Annotated in this window: 19 protein-coding genes; 17 read left to right on the top strand and 2 right to left on the bottom strand. The window is 60.1% G+C overall.

Features of this window, described 5'->3' with window-relative positions; all coding sequences use genetic code 11:
* The first annotated feature begins 86 nt into the window (after positions 1-86).
* From ftsZ to dnaE, 9 genes are all read left to right on the top strand, one after another.
* A complete protein-coding gene (ftsZ, locus tag HWU94_RS07420) occupies positions 87-1,295 on the top strand; it encodes a cell division protein FtsZ (protein ID WP_185173156.1) in 1,209 nt (402 codons plus the stop codon).
* A gap of 123 nt (positions 1,296-1,418) precedes the next feature.
* On the top strand, positions 1,419-2,255 hold the full coding sequence (locus HWU94_RS07415; RefSeq protein WP_185173155.1) for a polyphenol oxidase family protein: 837 nt from the start codon (positions 1,419-1,421) through the stop codon (positions 2,253-2,255).
* 29 nt (positions 2,256-2,284) lie between these two features.
* The gene (locus HWU94_RS07410; RefSeq protein ID WP_244955924.1) at positions 2,285-3,097 is read left to right on the top strand and encodes a YggS family pyridoxal phosphate-dependent enzyme; all 813 of its coding nucleotides are present in this window, start codon (positions 2,285-2,287) and stop codon (positions 3,095-3,097) included.
* A gap of 155 nt (positions 3,098-3,252) precedes the next feature.
* Positions 3,253-3,969 (top strand): cell division protein SepF, encoded by a 717-nt coding sequence (locus HWU94_RS07405; RefSeq protein WP_244955923.1) that lies wholly within the window; start codon positions 3,253-3,255, stop codon positions 3,967-3,969.
* A 6-nt stretch (positions 3,970-3,975) separates the two neighbouring features.
* Complete coding sequence (locus HWU94_RS07400; protein WP_185173153.1) at positions 3,976-4,278, top strand: YggT family protein; 303 nt, start codon at positions 3,976-3,978, stop codon at positions 4,276-4,278.
* Between the two features lie 306 nt (positions 4,279-4,584).
* Complete coding sequence (locus tag HWU94_RS07395; protein ID WP_185173152.1) at positions 4,585-5,277, top strand: DivIVA domain-containing protein; 693 nt, start codon at positions 4,585-4,587, stop codon at positions 5,275-5,277.
* A gap of 161 nt (positions 5,278-5,438) precedes the next feature.
* Positions 5,439-6,011, top strand: coding sequence for a signal peptidase II (gene lspA, locus HWU94_RS07390; protein WP_244955922.1), 573 nt, complete (start codon positions 5,439-5,441; stop codon positions 6,009-6,011).
* Positions 6,011-6,964, top strand: coding sequence for an RluA family pseudouridine synthase (locus HWU94_RS07385; protein WP_185173151.1), 954 nt, complete (start codon positions 6,011-6,013; stop codon positions 6,962-6,964). The genes lspA and HWU94_RS07385 overlap by 1 nt, the downstream gene beginning before the upstream one ends.
* Positions 6,965-6,990: 26 nt before the next feature.
* Complete coding sequence (gene dnaE / locus HWU94_RS07380; RefSeq protein WP_185173150.1) at positions 6,991-10,527, top strand: DNA polymerase III subunit alpha; 3,537 nt, start codon at positions 6,991-6,993, stop codon at positions 10,525-10,527.
* Between the two features lie 97 nt (positions 10,528-10,624).
* Here dnaE and HWU94_RS07375 read toward each other — a convergent pair whose 3' ends face one another.
* On the bottom strand, positions 10,625-11,053 hold the full coding sequence (locus HWU94_RS07375) for a helix-turn-helix domain-containing protein (RefSeq protein WP_185173149.1): 429 nt from the start codon (positions 11,051-11,053) through the stop codon (positions 10,625-10,627).
* 119 nt (positions 11,054-11,172) lie between these two features.
* On the opposite strand from HWU94_RS07375, the gene HWU94_RS07370 reads away from it, so the two are divergent.
* Positions 11,173-11,781 (top strand): NAD(P)-dependent oxidoreductase, encoded by a 609-nt coding sequence (locus HWU94_RS07370; protein WP_185173148.1) that lies wholly within the window; start codon positions 11,173-11,175, stop codon positions 11,779-11,781.
* 97 nt (positions 11,782-11,878) lie between these two features.
* A complete protein-coding gene (locus HWU94_RS07365) occupies positions 11,879-12,055 on the top strand; it encodes a hypothetical protein (RefSeq protein WP_221625834.1) in 177 nt (58 codons plus the stop codon).
* A gap of 370 nt (positions 12,056-12,425) precedes the next feature.
* Here HWU94_RS07365 and HWU94_RS07360 read toward each other — a convergent pair whose 3' ends face one another.
* Entirely contained in the window at positions 12,426-12,563 is a 138-nt protein-coding gene (locus tag HWU94_RS07360) for a hypothetical protein (RefSeq protein WP_185174878.1), read from the bottom strand.
* Positions 12,564-12,887: 324 nt separating this feature from the next.
* Here HWU94_RS07360 and HWU94_RS07355 point away from each other — a divergent pair, with 324 nt between their 5' ends.
* The 6 genes from HWU94_RS07355 to nrdR all read left to right on the top strand — a co-directional run bounded on the left by HWU94_RS07355 (position 12,888) and on the right by nrdR (position 18,596).
* The gene (locus HWU94_RS07355; RefSeq protein ID WP_185173146.1) at positions 12,888-13,628 is read left to right on the top strand and encodes a Crp/Fnr family transcriptional regulator; all 741 of its coding nucleotides are present in this window, start codon (positions 12,888-12,890) and stop codon (positions 13,626-13,628) included.
* Positions 13,629-13,781: 153 nt separating this feature from the next.
* Positions 13,782-14,018 (top strand): heavy-metal-associated domain-containing protein, encoded by a 237-nt coding sequence (locus HWU94_RS07350; protein WP_185173145.1) that lies wholly within the window; start codon positions 13,782-13,784, stop codon positions 14,016-14,018.
* A gap of 207 nt (positions 14,019-14,225) precedes the next feature.
* Positions 14,226-16,103 (top strand): cation-translocating P-type ATPase, encoded by a 1,878-nt coding sequence (locus HWU94_RS07345; RefSeq protein WP_185173144.1) that lies wholly within the window; start codon positions 14,226-14,228, stop codon positions 16,101-16,103.
* A 399-nt stretch (positions 16,104-16,502) separates the two neighbouring features.
* Entirely contained in the window at positions 16,503-16,679 is a 177-nt protein-coding gene (locus HWU94_RS07340; protein ID WP_185173143.1) for a hypothetical protein, read from the top strand.
* A gap of 36 nt (positions 16,680-16,715) precedes the next feature.
* Positions 16,716-18,098: a histidinol dehydrogenase gene (hisD, locus tag HWU94_RS07335; RefSeq protein ID WP_185173142.1), complete on the top strand. Its 1,383-nt coding sequence runs from the start codon at positions 16,716-16,718 to the stop codon at positions 18,096-18,098.
* Between the two features lie 21 nt (positions 18,099-18,119).
* A complete protein-coding gene (gene nrdR, locus HWU94_RS07330) occupies positions 18,120-18,596 on the top strand; it encodes a transcriptional regulator NrdR (RefSeq protein WP_135011358.1) in 477 nt (158 codons plus the stop codon).
* Positions 18,597-18,599: the final 3 nt, after the last annotated feature.

The raw sequence follows: 18,599 nt of genomic DNA, 5'->3' as shown, positions 1-18,599 counted from the left end.
GATTGAAACAATAGGTTTGCTCCAATCTCAACTTTCACTCTAAGGTTGAGTTGGTTTGAAATAAGGCACAAATTAGTAGGGAATCCATGGATACAGCAACTCCCCAGAACTACCTGGCAGTCATTAAGGTCGTCGGTATCGGCGGCGGTGGCGTCAACGCTGTCAACCGCATGATTGAGGTTGGTCTGCGTGGCGTTGAATTCATCGCGATCAACACCGACGCTCAGGCTCTGCTCATGTCTGATGCAGACGTCAAGCTCGACGTGGGTCGCGAACTGACCCGCGGCCTGGGCGCAGGCGCTAACCCTGACGTTGGACGCCAGGCAGCAGAAGACCACGAACAGGAAATCGAAGAGGTACTTAAGGGTGCCGACATGGTCTTCGTGACCGCAGGTGAAGGCGGTGGCACCGGTACCGGTGGCGCTCCCGTCGTTGCCCGTATCGCCCGCTCTCTGGGCGCACTGACCATCGGTGTTGTTACCCGTCCCTTCACCTTTGAAGGCCGTCGCCGCTCCAACCAGGCAGAGACCGGCATCGCCGCCCTGCGTGACGAGGTCGACACCCTGATCGTTATTCCCAACGATCGACTGCTCTCCATCTCAGACCGCAATGTCTCCATGCTCGACGCCTTCAAGTCAGCAGACCAGGTTCTGCTCTCCGGTGTCCAGGGCATCACCGACCTGATCACCACCCCCGGCCTGATCAACCTCGACTTCGCAGACGTCAAGTCCGTCATGCAGGGTGCAGGTTCAGCTCTCATGGGTATCGGCTCAGCCTCCGGTGATGACCGCGCCGTCAAGGCAGCCGAACTGGCTATCGCCTCACCCCTGCTGGAAGCATCCATCGACGGTGCTCACGGCGTCCTCCTCTCCATCCAGGGCGGTTCAGACCTGGGCCTCTTCGAAATCAACGAAGCTGCCCGCCTGGTTCAGGAAGTTGCCCACCCCGACGCCAACATCATTTTCGGTGCCGTCATCGACGACGCTCTGGGTGACGAGGCTCGCGTGACCGTTATTGCCGCAGGCTTTGACTCGGTCAACCCCGAAACCAACTCCAACAACACCAACCCCGCTGCTAACCAGGCTGCTCGTACCCAGCAGAACTTTGGTGGCGCTTCAGCAACTCCCGCGTCAGGCGCTGGCTTCGGTTCAGCACCCGCAGCAGGTAACAGCTGGAACAAGGGTGGCAATGACGTTCCCACCAACGCCGGCTTCGACGTTGACCTGCCCCCCGTTGTTGAGGACTCCCAGTCAGCACGTCGTGACACCCTCGATGTGCCTGACTTCCTGAAGTAAAGACTTCAGACCCACACTCTAGACGGCAACAAGCCGTCTAAAGGCCGAGAGGGGGTGAAAGCTAGACCTAGCTTTCACCCCCTTCAGCATTTCCCGCACTTTTTCGAAAGGTAGGCAAGGCCCATGGTTGACGCTCTTTTCTCCCACCGGCTAGTAACCCTGGCAAATGGCGCCCGGGTCAACGTGGCCTTCACATCGGTTGCTGCCGGTAACCTGGGGCTGCACGTAGGCGATGACCTTGACCAGACCCTGGCTCACCGGCAGACCCTTGAAGACGCGCTGCTGGGGGAAGGGGCGTCCTGCGGCTTCACCTACCTCAACCAGGTGCACGGCACCGTGGTCTTTGATGCGGATGTCTCAGACCGGCTTGGTGCTGAAACTGAGAAGGGTCTTAGTCCCCAAGAGATTCGTGATACTGCACCGGTCGCCGATGCCGCCGTCTCTCGTGAGGGTCGGCCCCTGGCCATTATGGTGGCTGACTGTATCCCCCTGGTCTTTGTGGGGGAGCACGCTCAAACGGGCCAGCCGGTCTTGGGCGTGGCCCATGCCGGACGGCGGGGCCTGCTCGACGGTGTGATTCAATGCCAGGTTGAGGCCATGGCACAGAAGGGTGCTGAGAACATTCAGGCATGGATTGGCCCCTCGATCTGCGGACGCTGCTACGAGGTTCCCGAGGCCATGCGGCAGGAATCTGCTGAGCTGATTCCCCAGGTCTATTCCACTACCTCCTGGGGTACTCCCGGCCTTGACCTGCCTGCTGGGGCCCGCGCCGTCCTTGCCTCCCTGCCGCAGGTGACCCGCGTGCATAGCGACCTTGCTGCCTGTACCTTTGAACATGAGCACCTCTTCTCGCACCGCGGCCATACCCAGAAGCAGGAGCCTGCCGGGCGCATAGCTGGCCTGGTCTGGGTAGAAGCTGGCCCTTTGGCCACTGAGGTGCCCAACCCCTCCCACCTGTAACCCAGATGCCCGCTCTAAGGAATGAAAATATGACTCTGACCTACAGTCCCGAACGTCGTGCAGAACTGAGCGAGCGCCTGTCTGAAGTGCAGGCCCGTATCCGCGATGCCTCCGCTGATATGAGCGGCGCCCGAACCGCCTCGTCCCCCCTGCCCGAGCTGATTGTGGTCACTAAGTTTTTCCCGGCTTCAGATGCAGCTGCCCTGTACGATGCGGGTGTGCGCGCTGTGGGCGAGAACCGCGACCAGGAGGCCGCTGGTAAGGCTCGTGAGTTGGCCGCCTACACGGGCGGCGATGATCCGCTGCGCTGGTCCTTTATCGGCCAGCTGCAGACCAACAAGGCTAAGTCTGTGGTGCAGTATGCGCACGAGGTGCAGTCGGTTGACCGCCCCCAGCTTGCCGATGCCCTCTCTAAGGCCTACAGTAACCGTCTGGCCCGCCATGAGAACGGTGAGGTTGACGCTCCGGCAGCATTGGCACACGGTGGTCTGCGCTGCCTTATTCAGGTAGGGCTCGATACCACTGTTGAAGCCACCGCCGGGCAGGCTGCCCTGGGCGCGCGCGGGGGAGTAGACCCCACCGAGATTTTGGCCCTTGCCGACCACATCAGCTCCCTGCCGGGCCTCACCCTGGGCGGGCTCATGGCAGTTGCCCCGCTGGGCCAGGACGCCGCAGCCGCCTTTGAGAGACTGCACGGCTACTCCCAGCAGCTATTGGAACACTACCCCGAGGCAACCACCATCTCAGCGGGTATGAGCCACGACCTGGCTGAGGCAATTCGCTGGGGAGCTACTTCTGTGCGGGTTGGCTCCTCAATCATGGGATCCCGTCCGGCCCGCTAAGGGCAGATGCCCATAATTCACCGGGAATACTGAGGTTTTCCTTGGGCTTGTCTGCGAGAAAGACAGGCGACTTTTTGGTACCGTAAAAGGTTGATAGCAACAGAGGTTTTAAGCCCCGTCGACCGGCGGAAAGGCTACTCAAAGGGAGGGTAAGAATGGCTCGCACACTACACCAGGCAATGGCCTACCTGGGCCTGGGCCAGGTAGAAGACGAAGCGCAGCGCACAGAGCGGCCCCAGCGCCACCCTGAAACGATCTATGAAGAGACTGTTTTTGAGGCTGATGACCAGTACGATACCTACCCCGATGAGCTAGCTCCCGCTGAAGGGCGTGCCCATATCTCATCCACTGCCGACCGTGACGTCCTTCTGGGTATTTCACCCGAGGCCACCCGCAGCCATCCGGCTCCCGAAGCAACTGCCGGTAGTGTTTCTGCAGCCGAGGCCGACGACCAGCTTCTTGAGCAGGTCGAAAGCACCGGCACCGACTGGGACTTCCCCGGTACCCACCAGCAGACAACCAACTACACCTCAACCGCCCTGACCCCCTCCTTCTCCGAAGAAAGCAGCGAAGAATTGCGCCGTATCACTACCATTCACCCCCGCTCCTACAACGACGCCAAGATTATCGGTGAGTCCTTCCGCGAGAATATTCCCGTGATTATGAACGTCACCGACATGGGCGATACCGACGCCAAGCGTCTCATCGACTTTTCTGCCGGCCTGGCTTTTGCCCTGAACGGTCACATCGAGCGCGTGACTGACAAGGTATTCCTGCTGACCCCAGCTAACCTTGAGGTTCTCGGTGCTGAGGGCACCGAGGTTCCGGTAGCTCTGGACAGCGATGACGTCACCCCCTTCAACCAGGCCTAAACAGCAGTGGGTTATCTTTTTGCTCTCTTGGCTATCGTTGCCTACCTGCTGATTGTCATTTTTATGATCCGCCTGGTACTCGACTGGGTGCAGATGTTTGCCCGCTACTGGCGGCCTAAGGGTGCGGTTTTGGTGGTTGCCTCTTTGGTGTACGCAATAACTGACCCGCCCATGAATGCTGCCCGCCGTTTGATTAAGCCCATCAACCTTGGCGGGATCTCTCTGGACCTGGGGTTCATGATTCTGCTCATGGCTCTTTGGTTTGCTTATTCTATGCTGACCAGTCTGGCGTATAACCTTTCAGTATAGTACTGATGGTGCGGACGCCTGCCTGTGGGGGAGGTGCTTCCCGTGGCTTTGGAAGCCTGCTCGTCAGTAGGCTGGAAATTGTCCCCTCAAGTGGTGACGTGACCAGTGGCTCACATATAAATCGCTCTAGAGTGTTGCGCAGTACCCCTTTGCCAGGTAATTTTGTGTTGTAGTAAATAGGGGACTACCCGAACTTTTAGCGCGCTGAAAGTTCGAGCTTCATGCGCCTGACTCCAGCACATACCGCGCACCGAGTTACCACCGGGCCAAAGCATCAAGATTTTTAGAAAATAGAGGGGAACGATCGTGGCACTCACGCCTGAGGAAGTAATCAACAAGCGCTTCCAGCCGACCAAGTTCAAGGAAGGCTACAACCCTGAAGAGGTTGATGATTTCCTTGACGAGATTGTCATTGAGCTACGCCGTCTGAACGCTGAAAATGCTAGCCTCAAGCGTCAGCTTGAAGAGGCTGAGGCTAAGATTTCACTTGCTCCCGCCCAGCAGAGCGGTACCCCGGCTGAAGCCGAGGTTGCGGTTGATGCCCAGCCCGGAGCTGCCGCGGCAGCACCCGCTCCGGCAGCAGCACCTGCCGCTGAGCCCACCCTGTCACCCGCGAGCGCCACCGGTCTGCTGGCCATGGCTCAGAAGGTTCACGATGACTACGTCTTCGAGGGTAAGCGCGAGCGCGAGCGCCTGATTACCGAAGGCCGTGACGAAGCCGCCAAGCTTGTTTCTGAAGCTGAACAGAAGTCGAACCAGGTACTTGGCGACCTGGAAAAGACCAAGAGCGATCTCGAGGTTTCTGTTGCTAAGCTGCGTTCCTTCGAGAACCAGTACCGCACCTCCCTGCGCGACTACCTGAACAAGCAGCTGACTACTCTTGAAGAGACCCCCGCCCTGGAACCCAAGGCTGAGGGTGCTCCTGCGGTAGCTGCTGCCCAGCCCCAGGGGTCCGGTGCTTTCAGCCAGCGCAACGGGGTTTTTAGTAACAACTCCTAGGTTCTGGTATCTAGGGTGTAACTAGTCCTTAGCTGCTCAGGCGGCCTCTCAGAGCGAGGGGCCGCCTGAGATGTTTAAGATATCGACCTGTGGTACCGGCTAGGTTCCGAACGCGATAAGCTGGTGTGTGCAGTTTTTGACGTTTGAAGGCAGGGAGTACGGTGGCTAATACCCAGCAGGAGGGCACTGTTTTGGTGCCGGTTCGTACGATTTCTGGGGTGGCTAAGGCTCTGCTGGCCCTGGCCCTCTTTGCGCTGGTATACGGGGCTGACCAGTGGGTTAAGTATCTGGTAGAGACAACCATGACTGTGGGGCAGACCATCACCGTGATCGAAGGCTTGCTCTGGTGGCGTTACTACCTGAATCCGGGTGCTGCTTTCTCTATGGGTGAGGGGTCTACCTGGCTGTTTACCCTGATTTCAACGGTGGGTGCCCTGGTGGCGCTGACCCTGGTGGTGCGGGCTAAGACCCTACCCTGGGTTATTTTGCTGGCGACTCTGGCAGGGGGCATTGTGGGTAACCTGCACGACCGCCTCTTCCGTGAACCTGGCTTCGGCATCGGGCACGTGGTCGATTATATTTCTGTACCTAATTTTGCGATTTTTAATATTGCCGATGCAGCAATCTGTGTATCAATGGCGGCGATTGTTGTGCTGACTTTTCTGGGCTACCGCATGGACGGTCAGCGTGAAGTACGAGCCGATAAGGCAAAGAAGAACGAGGTGGGGGTCTAGTGTCTCAGAAGATTGAACTGACATTTGTGGTAGGAGCCGACCAGGCCGGTACCCGGCTTGATGCCCTGCTCGCTGAGCTGAGCGGCCAGTCGCGCACAACGGTGAGTAGCTGGGTTAAGGACGGCGAGGTTCAGCTTCTCGATGCCAAGGGCAGGGGAGTGAAGGCTAAGGCCTCATCCAAACTGCTTGAGGGAATGACCGTGCAGGCCGCCGGTACCCCGCCGCGTGATCTAACGCAGATTGAGGCTGAGCAGGTTGACGGTTTTTCGATTGTCTACCAGGATGACGACATCGTGGTGGTCGATAAGCCCACCGGTGTTGCTGCCCACCCGTCGATGGGCTGGCACGGCCCTACGGTTGTCGGGGCGCTGAAGCACGCAGGGATTGAGATCGCCACCAGCGGTGCTGCTGAGCGTCAGGGTATTGTACACCGCTTAGACGTAGGCACCTCGGGGCTGATGGTTGTGACCAAGAACGAGCGAGCCTACTCGGTGATGAAGAACGCCTTCAAGGACCGTACTGTCACCAAGGTCTACCACACCCTGGTGCAGGGGCTACCCGACCCGCTCAAGGGTACTATTGATGCCCCCATCGGCCGCCACCCCGGCAGCGAGTGGAAGTTCGCGGTCAACGAGGACGGCAAGCCGGCTATCACCCACTATGAGGTACTCGAAGCCTTTGGGCCGGCGTCCTTGGTTGAGGTGCACCTTGAAACCGGCCGCACCCACCAGATTCGTGTGCATTTCTCTGCCCTGCGCCACCCCTGCGCGGGCGATCTGACCTACGGTGCAGACCCCACTATGAGCGCGCATCTGGGCCTTACCCGCCAGTGGCTGCATGCCCACCGGCTGGGCTTCACCCACCCCACCAGCGGCGAGCAGGTGGAGTTCGAAAGCCCCTACACCCCTGACCTTCAGTACGCTCTCGATACCCTGCGTGAGGGCAACTTCTAGAGCCCGACGCTAAGGACGCAACCTGCATGGCTAACACCGACTTCACTCATCTACACGTGCACACCGAGTACTCCATGCTCGATGGTGCTGCCCGTCTAACCGACCTCTTTGAGCACTCGAAGCAGCTGGGCATGAACGCCCTGGCAACTACCGACCACGGCTTCCTCTTTGGTGCCTTCGATTTCTGGAACAAGGCCAACAACGCCGGGGTTAAACCCATTATTGGTGTGGAGGCCTACCTGACCCCGGGTACCGCCCGCCAGGACCGCACCCGCGTGAAATTTGGTGAGGGCGGGCGCGATGACGTCTCCGGCGGTGGTGCTTATACCCATATGACCATGTGGGCAGAGAACACCCAGGGCATGCATAACCTGTTCCGGGCGTCCTCTCTGGCCTCTCTTGAAGGCCACTTCTATAAGCCGCGTATGGACCGGGAGCTACTCCAGACCTACGGTAAGGGTCTGATCGCCACCACCGGCTGCCCCTCGGGTGAGGTGCAGACCCGTCTGCGCCTGGGCCAGTACAAGGAGGCAATGCAGGCAGCCAGCGACTTCCGCGATATCTTCGGCAAGGAAAACTTCTACTGCGAGCTCATGGACCACGGGCTTGATATCGAGAAGAACGTCATGGCCGACCTGCTCAAGCTGGCCAAAGAACTGAAGCTTCCCCTAGTTGCCACCAACGACCTGCACTACACCCATGCAGAGGACGCCAAGGCCCACGCCGCGCTGCTGTGCGTGCAGTCAGGCTCCACCCTGCAGGACCCCAAGCGCTTCAAATTCGACGCCGATAACTTCTACCTCAAGTCGCCGGCTGAGATGCGCGAACTCTTCCGCGACTACCCCGAGGCCTGCAACAACACCATGGAAATCGCCGAGCGCTGCTCCGTGGAGTTCAATACCAAGGCCAACTACATGCCCAACTTCCCCGTACCCGAGGGCGAAAACGAGGAATCCTGGTTCGTCAAAGAGGTTGAGCGCGGCCTGCACTACCGCTTCCCCAAGGGTGTGCCCGATGAAGTGCGCAAACAGGCCGAGTACGAGGTGGGCATCATTTCGCAGATGGGCTTCCCCGGCTACTTCCTGGTGGTTGCTGACTTTATCAACTGGGCCAAGGAGAACGGTATCCGTGTGGGCCCGGGTCGTGGCTCGGGTGCAGGTTCCATGGTCGCCTATGCCATGCGTATTACCGACCTGAACCCGCTGGAACACGACCTGATCTTCGAACGCTTCCTCAACCCCGACCGCGTCTCTATGCCCGACTTCGACGTGGACTTCGATGATCGCCGCCGTTCTGAAGTGATTCACTATGTGACCGAGAAGTACGGCGAAGATAAGGTGGCAATGATCGTCACCTACGGCACCATCAAAGCTAAGCAGGCCCTCAAGGACTCCTCCCGTGTGCTGGGCTACCCCTTCTCCACCGGCGAGCGCCTGACCAAGGCCATGCCCGAGGACGTCATGGGCAAGAACATTGCCCTGGCCAACGTCTACAACCCCGAGGATAAGCGCTATAACGATGCCCAGGAGCTGCGCGACCTCATCGAATCTGATGCCGATGCCTCGAAGGTGTTTGAGACCGCGAAAGGTATCGAAGGTCTGAAGCGCCAGTGGGGCGTGCACGCGGCGGGCGTCATCATGTCAAGCCACGACCTGATTGACGTTATCCCCATCATGCGCCGTGAGCAGGACGGCCAGGTTATCACCCAGTTCGATTACCCCACCTGTGAAGGGCTGGGGCTGATTAAGATGGACTTCTTGGGCCTGCGTAACCTGACCATCATCTCGGATGCGATTGAGAACATTAAGCTCAACCGCGGTGAAGACCTGGATCTTGAAACCCTGGAACTGGATGATGCCGAGTCCTATAAGCTCCTGGCGCGCGGTGACACCCTGGGCGTCTTCCAGCTCGATGGTGGACCCATGCGCCAGCTGCTCAAGCTCATGCAGCCTGACCACTTTGAGCACATTTCGGCGGTCTTGGCGCTCTACCGCCCCGGCCCCATGGGCGCGAACTCCCACACCAATTACGCCCTGCGTAAGAACGGTCTGCAGGAGGTCACCCCCATCCACCCGGAGCTCGAAGAGCCCCTGGCAGAGATTCTCGATACCACCTACGGCCTGATCGTGTATCAGGAGCAGGTTATGGCGATTGCCCAGAAGGTCGCTAACTACTCCCTGGGTGAGGCAGATATTTTGCGTCGCGCTATGGGTAAGAAGAAGAAAGAGGAACTGGATAAGCAGTATGCCACCTTCCACCAGGGCATGCTCGATAACGGCTACTCCGAAGGGGCGGTAAAGGCCCTGTGGGATATTCTGCTGCCCTTCTCTGACTACGCCTTTAACAAGGCCCACACGGCGGCTTACGGTCTGGTCTCTTACTGGACGGCCTACCTGAAGGCTCACTACCCCCAGGAGTACATGGCAGCACTGTTGACCTCGGTGGGTGATGACAAGGACAAGCTCGCCCTCTACTTGAACGAGTGCCGCCACATGAAGATTACGGTACTGCCGCCCGATGTGAACGAGTCTGCCCTGAACTTCACCCCTGTGGGCGACGATATCCGCTTCGGCATGGGCGCTATCCGTAACGTGGGCGCCAACGTGGTTTCTGCCATGGTCGATGCCCGCGAAGAAAAGGGCCGCTACGAGAACTTCAACGACTTCCTGGCCAAGGTGCCGATTGTCGTCTGTAACAAGCGCACCGTGGACTCCCTCATCAAGGCCGGTGCCTTTGACTCGCTGGGGCACGACCGGCGTCCGCTTTCCATGATCCACGAAGAGGCCATCGATGCGACCGTCTCGGTCAAGCGTCAGGAGGCTGCCGGCCAGTTCGACCTCTTTGGCGGTCTGGGGCTGGACGATGATAACCCGGCGAACGAGCTGGCGGTACAGATTCCGGACGTCCCCGAGTGGGAGAAGCGCGATAAGCTCAACTTTGAGCGCGAAATGCTGGGGCTCTACGTCTCTGACCACCCCCTGCGCGGTCTCGAAGATGCCCTTGATGCGCTGTCAGATTCCACGATTCAGGGGCTGGTCTCTGAGGACTCGGTCAAGCCGGACGGCGCAATTGTGACCGTTGCGGGCATGATCACCAGCGTCTCCCGCCGTATCGCGAAGAACTCGGGCAACCCCTACGCCCGTATCGAGATGGAAGACCGCACCGGTTCTATCGAGGTCATGTTCTTTGGCCGCGCCTATGAGCCGATTGCCGGTGTGCTGGCCGAAGACCTGATTTGTACCATCAAGGGCCGCCTGCAGCGCCGTGATGACGGGTCGGTGACCCTGAGTGCCCAGGAACTGAATATCCCCGAGATTTCAGCGGACGGCACCGGCGGCCCGGTCACTATCGCCATCCCCGAGTACAAGGCGACAGAGGAGACCCTGGGCCAGCTGCGCGATATTTTGCGGAATCACAAGGGTGAATCCGAGGTACGCATCGCGATGACTACCCGCACCAAGCGCCTGCTGATCCGGCTAGGTGCAGACCTGCGGGTCAACCCCAACCCGGCCCTCTTTGGCGACCTCAAGGTGCTGTTGGGCCCGGCCTGCCTGGACCTCTAGGCATCTAAGAAGCACCGAATGTGCCGCCTGATGTCGAGCGGGGGAGCAAGACTCCTGCACTCGGAATCGGGCGGCACTTTCTTTTGAAAGGGTGTTTTTAGAGAGTCTGGGCGGCGTCGTAGCGCTCGCGGTTGGCCTGTACCTCTTCCAGGTGGGTTTCTGCCCAGAGGCGGACGGCGGTGAGCGGCTCAACTGTGGTCAGTCCCAGGTCGGTGAGCTGGTAGTCCACGCGCGGGGGCACACTGGCGGTAATGTGGCGGGTCAGCAGCCCGTCGCGTTCCATGGAGCGCAGGGTTTCGGTCAGTACTTTGGGGGATACCCCCTGGATGGTGCTTTTGAGGTCCTTGAAGCGTACCGGCTCACCGTCTGCCAGCACGGTGACAATCAGGGGAGTCCACCGGTCCGTGAGGTGGCGCAGCACGGTGCGCGAGGGGCAGTTCTGGTCGAGGACGTTGGCGGGCAGCTGCTCTGCTGCCGGCTGGGAGGCGGGGAGGACGTCCGCGCTGACCTGGGTCGATGATGCCACAGTGGGCCTTTCTGAAAGTTTTTTTAAAAATCTTCTAATGGTTACCTTGAGGTAATTGATTTCTAAAAAATACTATAGAACTGTTCGATACAGAAAACCAACTCTTCAGGAGAACCCCCATGAACATCTCAGTGATCGGCGCAGCAGGCATGGTTGGCTCAGCAATCGTTGCAGAAGCACAGAACCGCGGCCACCAGGTAACCAGCTACACCCGCAGCGGCTCAGCCGGCACCCTGGCCCTAGACCTGGCCAACACCGAGGCTCTTGTAGAGGTCATCAACTCTTCTGAGGCAACCGTCATTTCCGTTGCTAGCCGCGACGACTACTCAGCCGCCATCGCCGCCCACCGCGCCCTCATCGCAGCAGCCCCCACTGGCCGCTTCCTCATCGTCGGCGGTGCCGGTTCCCTCAACGCGGGCGAGGGCCTGCTGCTGGAGACCCCAGACTTCCCTGAAGAATACCTGACCGAAGCCAAGACCTTTGCTGAGATTCTGGGTGACTACCGTGCAGCTACCGACCTGAAGTGGACCGTCCTGGCCCCCTCACCCATGATCGCCCCCGGCGCTCGCACCGGTGACTACCGCACCGAGTTGGACGTACCCGCCGGCATGTTCGTCTCAACCCAGGACTTTGCTGTAGCCGCCATTGACGAAATCGAAAACCCTGCCTACATCGGAACCCGTTTCACTGTCACCTCTGCCGACGAAGCTGCTGCCCAGGGTCAGTAAGAACAGACTCGGGATAAGAAGGGAAGTAGCATGCGCGAACTCGCGTATTTCGGCCCTGACCGGGGTGGAATTTGGGCAGGGCTACGAGGCTATGCTGGTGGAAGGGTCAACTGTCATGGACTCGAATGATGCTGCCCGCGCCGCTGCCGAGCAACAGCAGGTGCTGGGGCTGGGCGTGAACCAATACCCCACCCTACTGGTGGTGACCGAGCTTGGCCTGGTCGAGGTGGGCTCACCGACGGCGAGCGCAGCCGAAATCAAGGCTACCCTGTAAGGTCGTTGCCATCGGAAAAGTACAAGTGCCGTTGCTTTTTGCAGCGGCACTTGCACTTTAATGGGGGTACTAAACTGGAGCCCGCGCGGACGCCGAGCGCAGCCGAAATCAAGGTTGCCCTTTAAGGCTCCTTGAGCTGTCTTATCGAAACTTGTTCGGAAGGTGATGCAGGCTCACGCTCGCTGCCGACCCTCTCACCCGGTTCGCTGGCGCTCACAAGGGTGATTCACGCCAGCCCCGAGCCAGCAGCTTCGCTGTGAGCCTGCATCACCTTGTCCATCGCGAGACACCACCGAACAAATAATCATTGAATTTCCACATGCTACCGAAAATCCGCTAGTAGCGATTTGCAACGTGCTGGCTCAGCGTCCTATAGGTCGTTGGCATCCGTCGTCGACGTGCCTAGGTCATCAATCAGTTTCGCGATTTCAGGGTTAGCAAGCAGCTTCTTTTCAATCGCATCAATCTTGGCCTTATCAGCCGGATCTTGTCTGGCCACAGTAGTCATTCAGGTCTATCTCCTTATGCGGGTGAGGTACCCACACACAAACCATCAGACACTCTCGCGCTTCACGGTAGGAAGAAGATCACGGGGAGACCATGACGTGGATCAATGAGTGAAAGTAGTGATCGCGATGAGACTCCACTGACATGGGGGGTCTTATCGCGCAGGTCCATTCTTGCTGTTCAGGTCGGTGTCGCTTGCCATGGCGGAACCAGGCCACCCTCAGTGCCCTGGAGGGAGCAGTCTCCGTCGAAGTGGTAGTGCAGTTCGGACATCTCGTGGTGTCCTCCGCGGTCATTACTCTCCAGGTTTGATACCATGGGGTGAATGGTTCGCAATCCCGTCCGACACACCTGTGCTCAGCCCCACCGCTGCTCCCTGGACGTGCGCATGCAGGTCCTGGCCCGTTCCCCGCTGACCAAGGAGCTAAACCCACAACAGCACAGGGAGCTTGACCAGCATCTAACCTCCTGGGCCTGGGCGGCGGGAGAGCCCATCATCCTGGCCGGCGAGCAGGCCCAAGGCAGCTACATGGTCGCCTCCGGTCGAGCACGGGTCGTCCGGGACACCATCGACGGCCGGGAGATCACCGTCGACATCGCCGTTCCCGGGGATGTCATCGGCCCGCTGCACACCCACAGCTCCCCGGCCATGGACTCAGTCTGGGCGATGGAGACCACCTGCGCACTCTACCTGCCCGCCGAAGCCCTGGCCGAGGTCGTGGAGGCTTATCCCCAGGTGGCGTTGGCGATAATGCGGATGCAGCAAGACCAATTGACCCAGTCCCGGAACCGTCAGACTGCCCAAGCGACCTTGACTGTCGAGCAGCGCGTGGCTGCCGTTCTCCAGCACCTGGACACCACACTGGGTGAGACTCGACGAGACGGTTCCCGCCTGCTGCAGGTGCGCCTGCGCCGCGATGACGTTGCGGGTATGGCAGGCACCACCGTTGAGTCCGCCTCCCGGGCACTGTCGAAGATGAAGAAAACCGGTGTCATCGACTCCGGCCGCGAATGGATCGCCATTACCGACCACCAGGCCCTGACCGACCTGATTACCGGACCCTAAAGCATTCACACCCGCTCTCCTGCGCAGGAAATTCCTGGCAGGAGAGCTTTGGCGTTCTTTGATCCAGGTCAAAGACTTAGCTCGGGTTCAGCCGTATCTTAAAAGGTGCAAGCACAAGAATATGACGATAAAAGATGAAAGGACCTGGTTGCGATGACCACTCCGATCACGCTTAAGAACACCACGTTGCGCTCCGATGAGTTCACCTGCCCGAGCTGTATCGCCAAGATCGAAAACAAGCTGAACGGCCTGGACGGCGTGAAGTCCGCCGAGGTGAAGTTCTCCTCCGGCCGCATCCTGGTCACCCACGACTCACAGAAGGTCTCCGTCCGCGACCTGGTCACAGCGGTAGCCGAGGTCGGCTACACCGCCAAGCCCTCTGCAATCTAGACTGCTCACACCCCCCCTCAGCCCGCCTGCACCAGCACCGTGCCGGCGGGCTTTTCAATGACTTCCCCCAAAGATCACAGATGCTTTCGGCCAGTTCAGAGGCTTTTCAGGATTGATTGATCCGCATCAAGGAACCTTCCCCGGATTGTTTCTAACTTAAGAAGTGTCACAAGAACACAACCTTCTCACACGTAAAGGATACCCATCATGAAGACCTGGAAAACCTGGGGCGTCACCGCCGTCTCAGGACTGTTGATTATCCTGTCCTGGCTCACTCCCGTCGGGTGGCTCTCGGACGGATTCATGATCGCCGCCGCGGTGGTCGCCGGTTGGCAGATCGCCGTCTCCGCGTTCCAGGCCCTGCGGATTAAGATGATTTCGATTGACCTGCTGGTCATCGTTGCCGCTATCGGTGCGCTGTTCATCAACAACTACTGGGAATCAGCCGCTGTCACTTTCCTGTTCGCCCTGGGCAAGGCTCTGGAGAGGGCAACGATGAACCGCACCCGCAAGGCACTGTCGGATCTGGTGGACACCGCCCCGGAAACCGCCACCAAGCTGGGCGAGGATGGTGTCACCGAGACCGTCGAGATCTGGGAGCTGGTCCCCGGTGATGTTGTGCTCGTGAAAAACGGTGAGCAGATTCCCGTCGACGGGCGGGTCATCTCCGGTCACGGCGGGGTGGATGAGGCCACCATCACCGGTGAATCCCTGCCCGCCGAGAAGACCCAAGCCTCGGAGGTCTTCGCCGGCACCTGGCTGCGCTCCGGGGTGCTGCGGATTGAAACCATTGGTATCGGGTCGGACTCCACCCTGGCCAAGATCATCCACCGCGTCGAGGATGCTCAGGACGACAAGGCGAAAACCCAGACGTTTTTGGAGAAATTCTCGAAGTACTACACCCCTGGTGTCATGGTCGCCGCGCTGGTGGTCGGGCTGCTCACCTGGAACGTGGAACTAGCCCTGACCCTGTTGGTCATCGCCTGCCCCGGGGCGCTGGTCATTTCCATCCCGGTCTCGATTGTCGCCGGTATCGGACGCTCCGCCAAGGACGGGGTACTCATCAAGGGGGGCGAATACCTGGAGACCTCCGCGAAGGTCGATACTGTGGTTGCCGACAAGACCGGCACCTTGACTAACGGGCGCCCCGAGCTGACCAACGTCGATGTTCTGGATGACTCCTACTCGGCAGATGAGGTGCTGGTCCTGGCTGCGCGTGCCGAAACCGCCTCCGAGCACCCCCTGGCCCAGGCGATCATCCGCGGTGCGGAGAACAAGGGCCTGACCATCGAGATGGTCGAGAAAGCTACACCGGTTACTGGCAAGGGCATCATCGCGAAGGTCGACCACCATACCGTCGCCGTCGGTTCCGCCGACCTGCTCGATCACACCCCGGATATCGCCCGTATCCTCGAACTCAATGACCAGGGTAAGACCGCTATGCACGTCGGTGTCAACGGTAGCGCTATCGGTATCGTCGCCGTCGCGGACACCATCCGTGATGACGCCCCGGCCGCCATCCAGTCGTTGCACGACAAGGGCGTGCGCGTGATCATGGCCACCGGTGACGCGGAGCGGGTGGCCCGCAACGTGGGCTCGGAACTCGGGGTCGACGAGATCCGCGCGGAACTGATGCCCGAGGACAAACTCGAGATTGTGCGTGAACTCCAGGCTCAGGGCCACACCGTGGCCATGATCGGCGACGGCGTCAACGACACCCCGGCACTTGCCCAGGCCGACATCGGTGTGGCCATGGGGGCCGCTGGCTCACCTGCGGCGATCGAGACCGCCGATATTGCGCTGATGGCCGATAAACTGCAGCGTCTGCCCTACGCTCTGGGCCTGGCCAAGCGCACGGTCAACACGATGAGGATCAATATCGCCATCGCTTTGCTGACTGTCGCGATCCTGCTGGTCGGTGTGCTGCTCGGCGGAGTGACCATGTCGATTGGCATGCTCGTCCACGAAGCTAGCGTCCTGATCGTCATCGCCATAGCCATGCTCCTGCTGCGACCCACCCGCAAGGAGGGCAACGCGGAAGAGGTATCCGCCACCGATGCCACAAAGGAGGCGCTGAGCGCCTAATAACACACCCAAACCAGCCCCACCCTACTATGAGACAGCCCGTGCTCTTACTGAGCAGCGTTTTTCGATTATGAAATCCCCCCACGTTACGGGCATGGAGTCTTTCAAGCGTGGTGTGCGGCGTGGGCCCATGCTCTACATCACACTCACCCAGTGGGTGGTCTCGACGAACCTTGCGATCCAACAGCTATTTGAGCGGAAAACTGCAGACCAAGACTCAATGACACGACGACTGCGGATGCTCCGCGATGACCCTGGCCGCGACCTGACCAAGCTCCCGCCCCGGAGTTAATCACCTGGGAAATAGTGAGGATTATTCATTAAGGGTAGGTGAACCAGGCGAGAGGGTCGGCAGCGAGCGTGAGCCTGCTTCACCATAAAGAAGAGTGACCACTAAGCTTGAACCTCGTGCCCCACCCAGATGTGACCGGCGAGCTGCTAGCCGAGCTCATCGCCGAGTCCTACCTCACCGTGGTCGAGTCCCTGCCCGCCCGCAAGCGTCCGCCCGGCTGGCAGGCCGCAGCAGAAAAACTCAAGGCGGCAGAATCTCACCAGCCGGAAAACCCACAGGCCTAACCCGCAGCGGCTTGACGACCGCGTTAAAATCAAAGAGTGAGCACAACAGACAACACCCAGAACTCCACTGCACCTGCAGACTTCACCCTGCGCACCATCGACCTGCGCGGCAGCAACCACTCCTACGCTGAGCTGCGCCGTATCGTCCCGCGCCAGACCACAGAGTTCGTGGGCAATGCGCTCACTACCGTGCACGAAATCCTCGAGAACGTCCAGGACCGCGGGGCTGACTACCTGCGAGAACTCTCCGCCCGTTTCGATGGAGTAGCGCAGGGCGCCCTGCGCGTACCGCAGAGTGCTATCGACCGGGCGGTTGAGAACCTCGACCCGGGCGTCCGCAAGGGCCTAGAAATCGCCATCGAGCGCACCCGTGCTTTTGCAGCCGCCCAGCGCCCCGCCGACCAGACCATCGAAGTTGCCCCCGGGGCCGTCCTCACCAACCGCTGGACCCCCGTGCGCCGCGCCGGCGTGTACGTGCCCGGCGGCCTGGCCGTCTACCCCTCATCGGTCATCATGAACACCGTACCCGCCCAGGCAGCAGGCGTCGGCTCCATCGTGCTCTGCACCCCGCCCCAGAAAGAATTCGACGGCCTGCCCCACCCCACCATCCTGGGTGCAGCCGGACTGCTGGGTATCACCGAAGTCTGGGCCATCGGCGGCGCCGGTGCTCTGGGCGCTATGGCCTACGGGCTGAACGACGCCGGCGAAGTACTTGAACCTGTCGATACCATCACCGGCCCCGGCAACATCTTTGTCGCCATGGCTAAGCGATCCCTGCAGGGCGTCGTGGGGGTGGATGGCGAAGCCGGAACTACCGAAATCGCCGTCATTGCCGACGACACCGCTAACCCCGACTACGTTGCCGCTGACCTGATTTCCCAGGCCGAACACGACCCCAACGCCGGGTCCGTCCTCATCACTCACAGCCCTACCCTCGCCGCCGCCGTGCAGGACGCCATCAATCAACGAGCCGCTGCGACCAAGCACAGCGAGCGCGTGGCCACTGCCCTGACCGGCCCCCAGTCCGGCGTAGTGCTCACCGACAGCCTCGAAGCTTCAATCGCGGTAGCCGACGCCTACGCTGCAGAGCACCTTGAAATCCATACCGAGAAGGCAGAAGAGGTGGCCGGTCGGGTGCGCAACGCCGGTGCGATCTTCATCGGCCCCTATTCGCCGGTGCCCCTGGGCGATTACGCGGCAGGGTCCAACCACGTCCTGCCCACCGGCGGTTCAGCTGCCTACGCATCGGGGCTCAACACCACCGTCTTTATGAAGGCTGTGCAGCTGATCAACTACAGTCAGAGCGCCCTGGCTGAGATTGGTGATGCCATTGTCGCGGTTGCCCACGACGAAGACCTTCCCGCCCACGGTGAGGCCATCACCGCGCGTACCGGCTCAGCCGCCGCTAACAACAGCTAGAACCACGCTAGGAGGAACCACATGAATTGCCCCTTCTGCCGTAATTCCACCTCAAAGGTAGTTGACTCGCGAACCACCGATGACAATTCCGCAATTCGCCGCCGCCGCCAGTGCAGCAACTGCGGAAAACGGTTCACCACCGTCGAAACTACCGCTGTTTCGGTCATCAAGAGAAGCGGCGTGACCGAACCCTTTGACCGGGCCAAGATTGTCTCTGGCGTGCGTAAGGCATGCCAAGGGCGCCCCGTGGGGGAGGACGACCTGGCTAAGCTAGCGCAGGAAGTCGAAGAGGCGATTCGTGCGAAGGGTATTGCTGAGATCGACGCCCATGAGGTAGGGCTGTCTATTCTTGAGCCCCTATCGAAGCTGGATACCGTTGCCTACCTGCGTTTTGCCAGCGTCTATCAGGCTTTTGAGTCGCTCGATGACTTTGAGCGGGCTATCGCAGCGCTGCGCGAGGCGGGGGCGGACGAGGGGGAGCAGCCCACCCTCTTGTAGGTA

Source organism: Rothia nasimurium, assembly GCF_014217215.1.
Taxonomy (GTDB): domain Bacteria; phylum Actinomycetota; class Actinomycetes; order Actinomycetales; family Micrococcaceae; genus Rothia; species Rothia avistercoris.
Note: the sequence above shows the minus strand (reverse complement) of the source record. Positions and strands in the feature narration are given on the sequence as shown.

What these genes read in the sequence shown, in the direction of transcription:
- HWU94_RS07355 (WP_185173146.1), top strand. Translation starts at nt 12,888, where the DNA reads ATGGTTCGCAATCCCGTCCGACACACCTGTGCTCAGCCCCACCGCTGC.
- ftsZ (WP_185173156.1), top strand. Translation starts at nt 87, where the DNA reads ATGGATACAGCAACTCCCCAGAACTACCTGGCAGTCATTAAGGTCGTC.
- nrdR (WP_135011358.1), top strand. Translation starts at nt 18,120, where the DNA reads ATGAATTGCCCCTTCTGCCGTAATTCCACCTCAAAGGTAGTTGACTCG.
- HWU94_RS07360 (WP_185174878.1), bottom strand. Translation starts at nt 12,563, where the DNA reads ATGACTACTGTGGCCAGACAAGATCCGGCTGATAAGGCCAAGATTGAT.
- HWU94_RS07415 (WP_185173155.1), top strand. Translation starts at nt 1,419, where the DNA reads ATGGTTGACGCTCTTTTCTCCCACCGGCTAGTAACCCTGGCAAATGGC.
- HWU94_RS07370 (WP_185173148.1), top strand. Translation starts at nt 11,173, where the DNA reads ATGAACATCTCAGTGATCGGCGCAGCAGGCATGGTTGGCTCAGCAATC.
- HWU94_RS07405 (WP_244955923.1), top strand. Translation starts at nt 3,253, where the DNA reads ATGGCTCGCACACTACACCAGGCAATGGCCTACCTGGGCCTGGGCCAG.
- dnaE (WP_185173150.1), top strand. Translation starts at nt 6,991, where the DNA reads ATGGCTAACACCGACTTCACTCATCTACACGTGCACACCGAGTACTCC.
- HWU94_RS07410 (WP_244955924.1), top strand. Translation starts at nt 2,285, where the DNA reads ATGACTCTGACCTACAGTCCCGAACGTCGTGCAGAACTGAGCGAGCGC.
- HWU94_RS07345 (WP_185173144.1), top strand. Translation starts at nt 14,226, where the DNA reads ATGAAGACCTGGAAAACCTGGGGCGTCACCGCCGTCTCAGGACTGTTG.
- HWU94_RS07350 (WP_185173145.1), top strand. Translation starts at nt 13,782, where the DNA reads ATGACCACTCCGATCACGCTTAAGAACACCACGTTGCGCTCCGATGAG.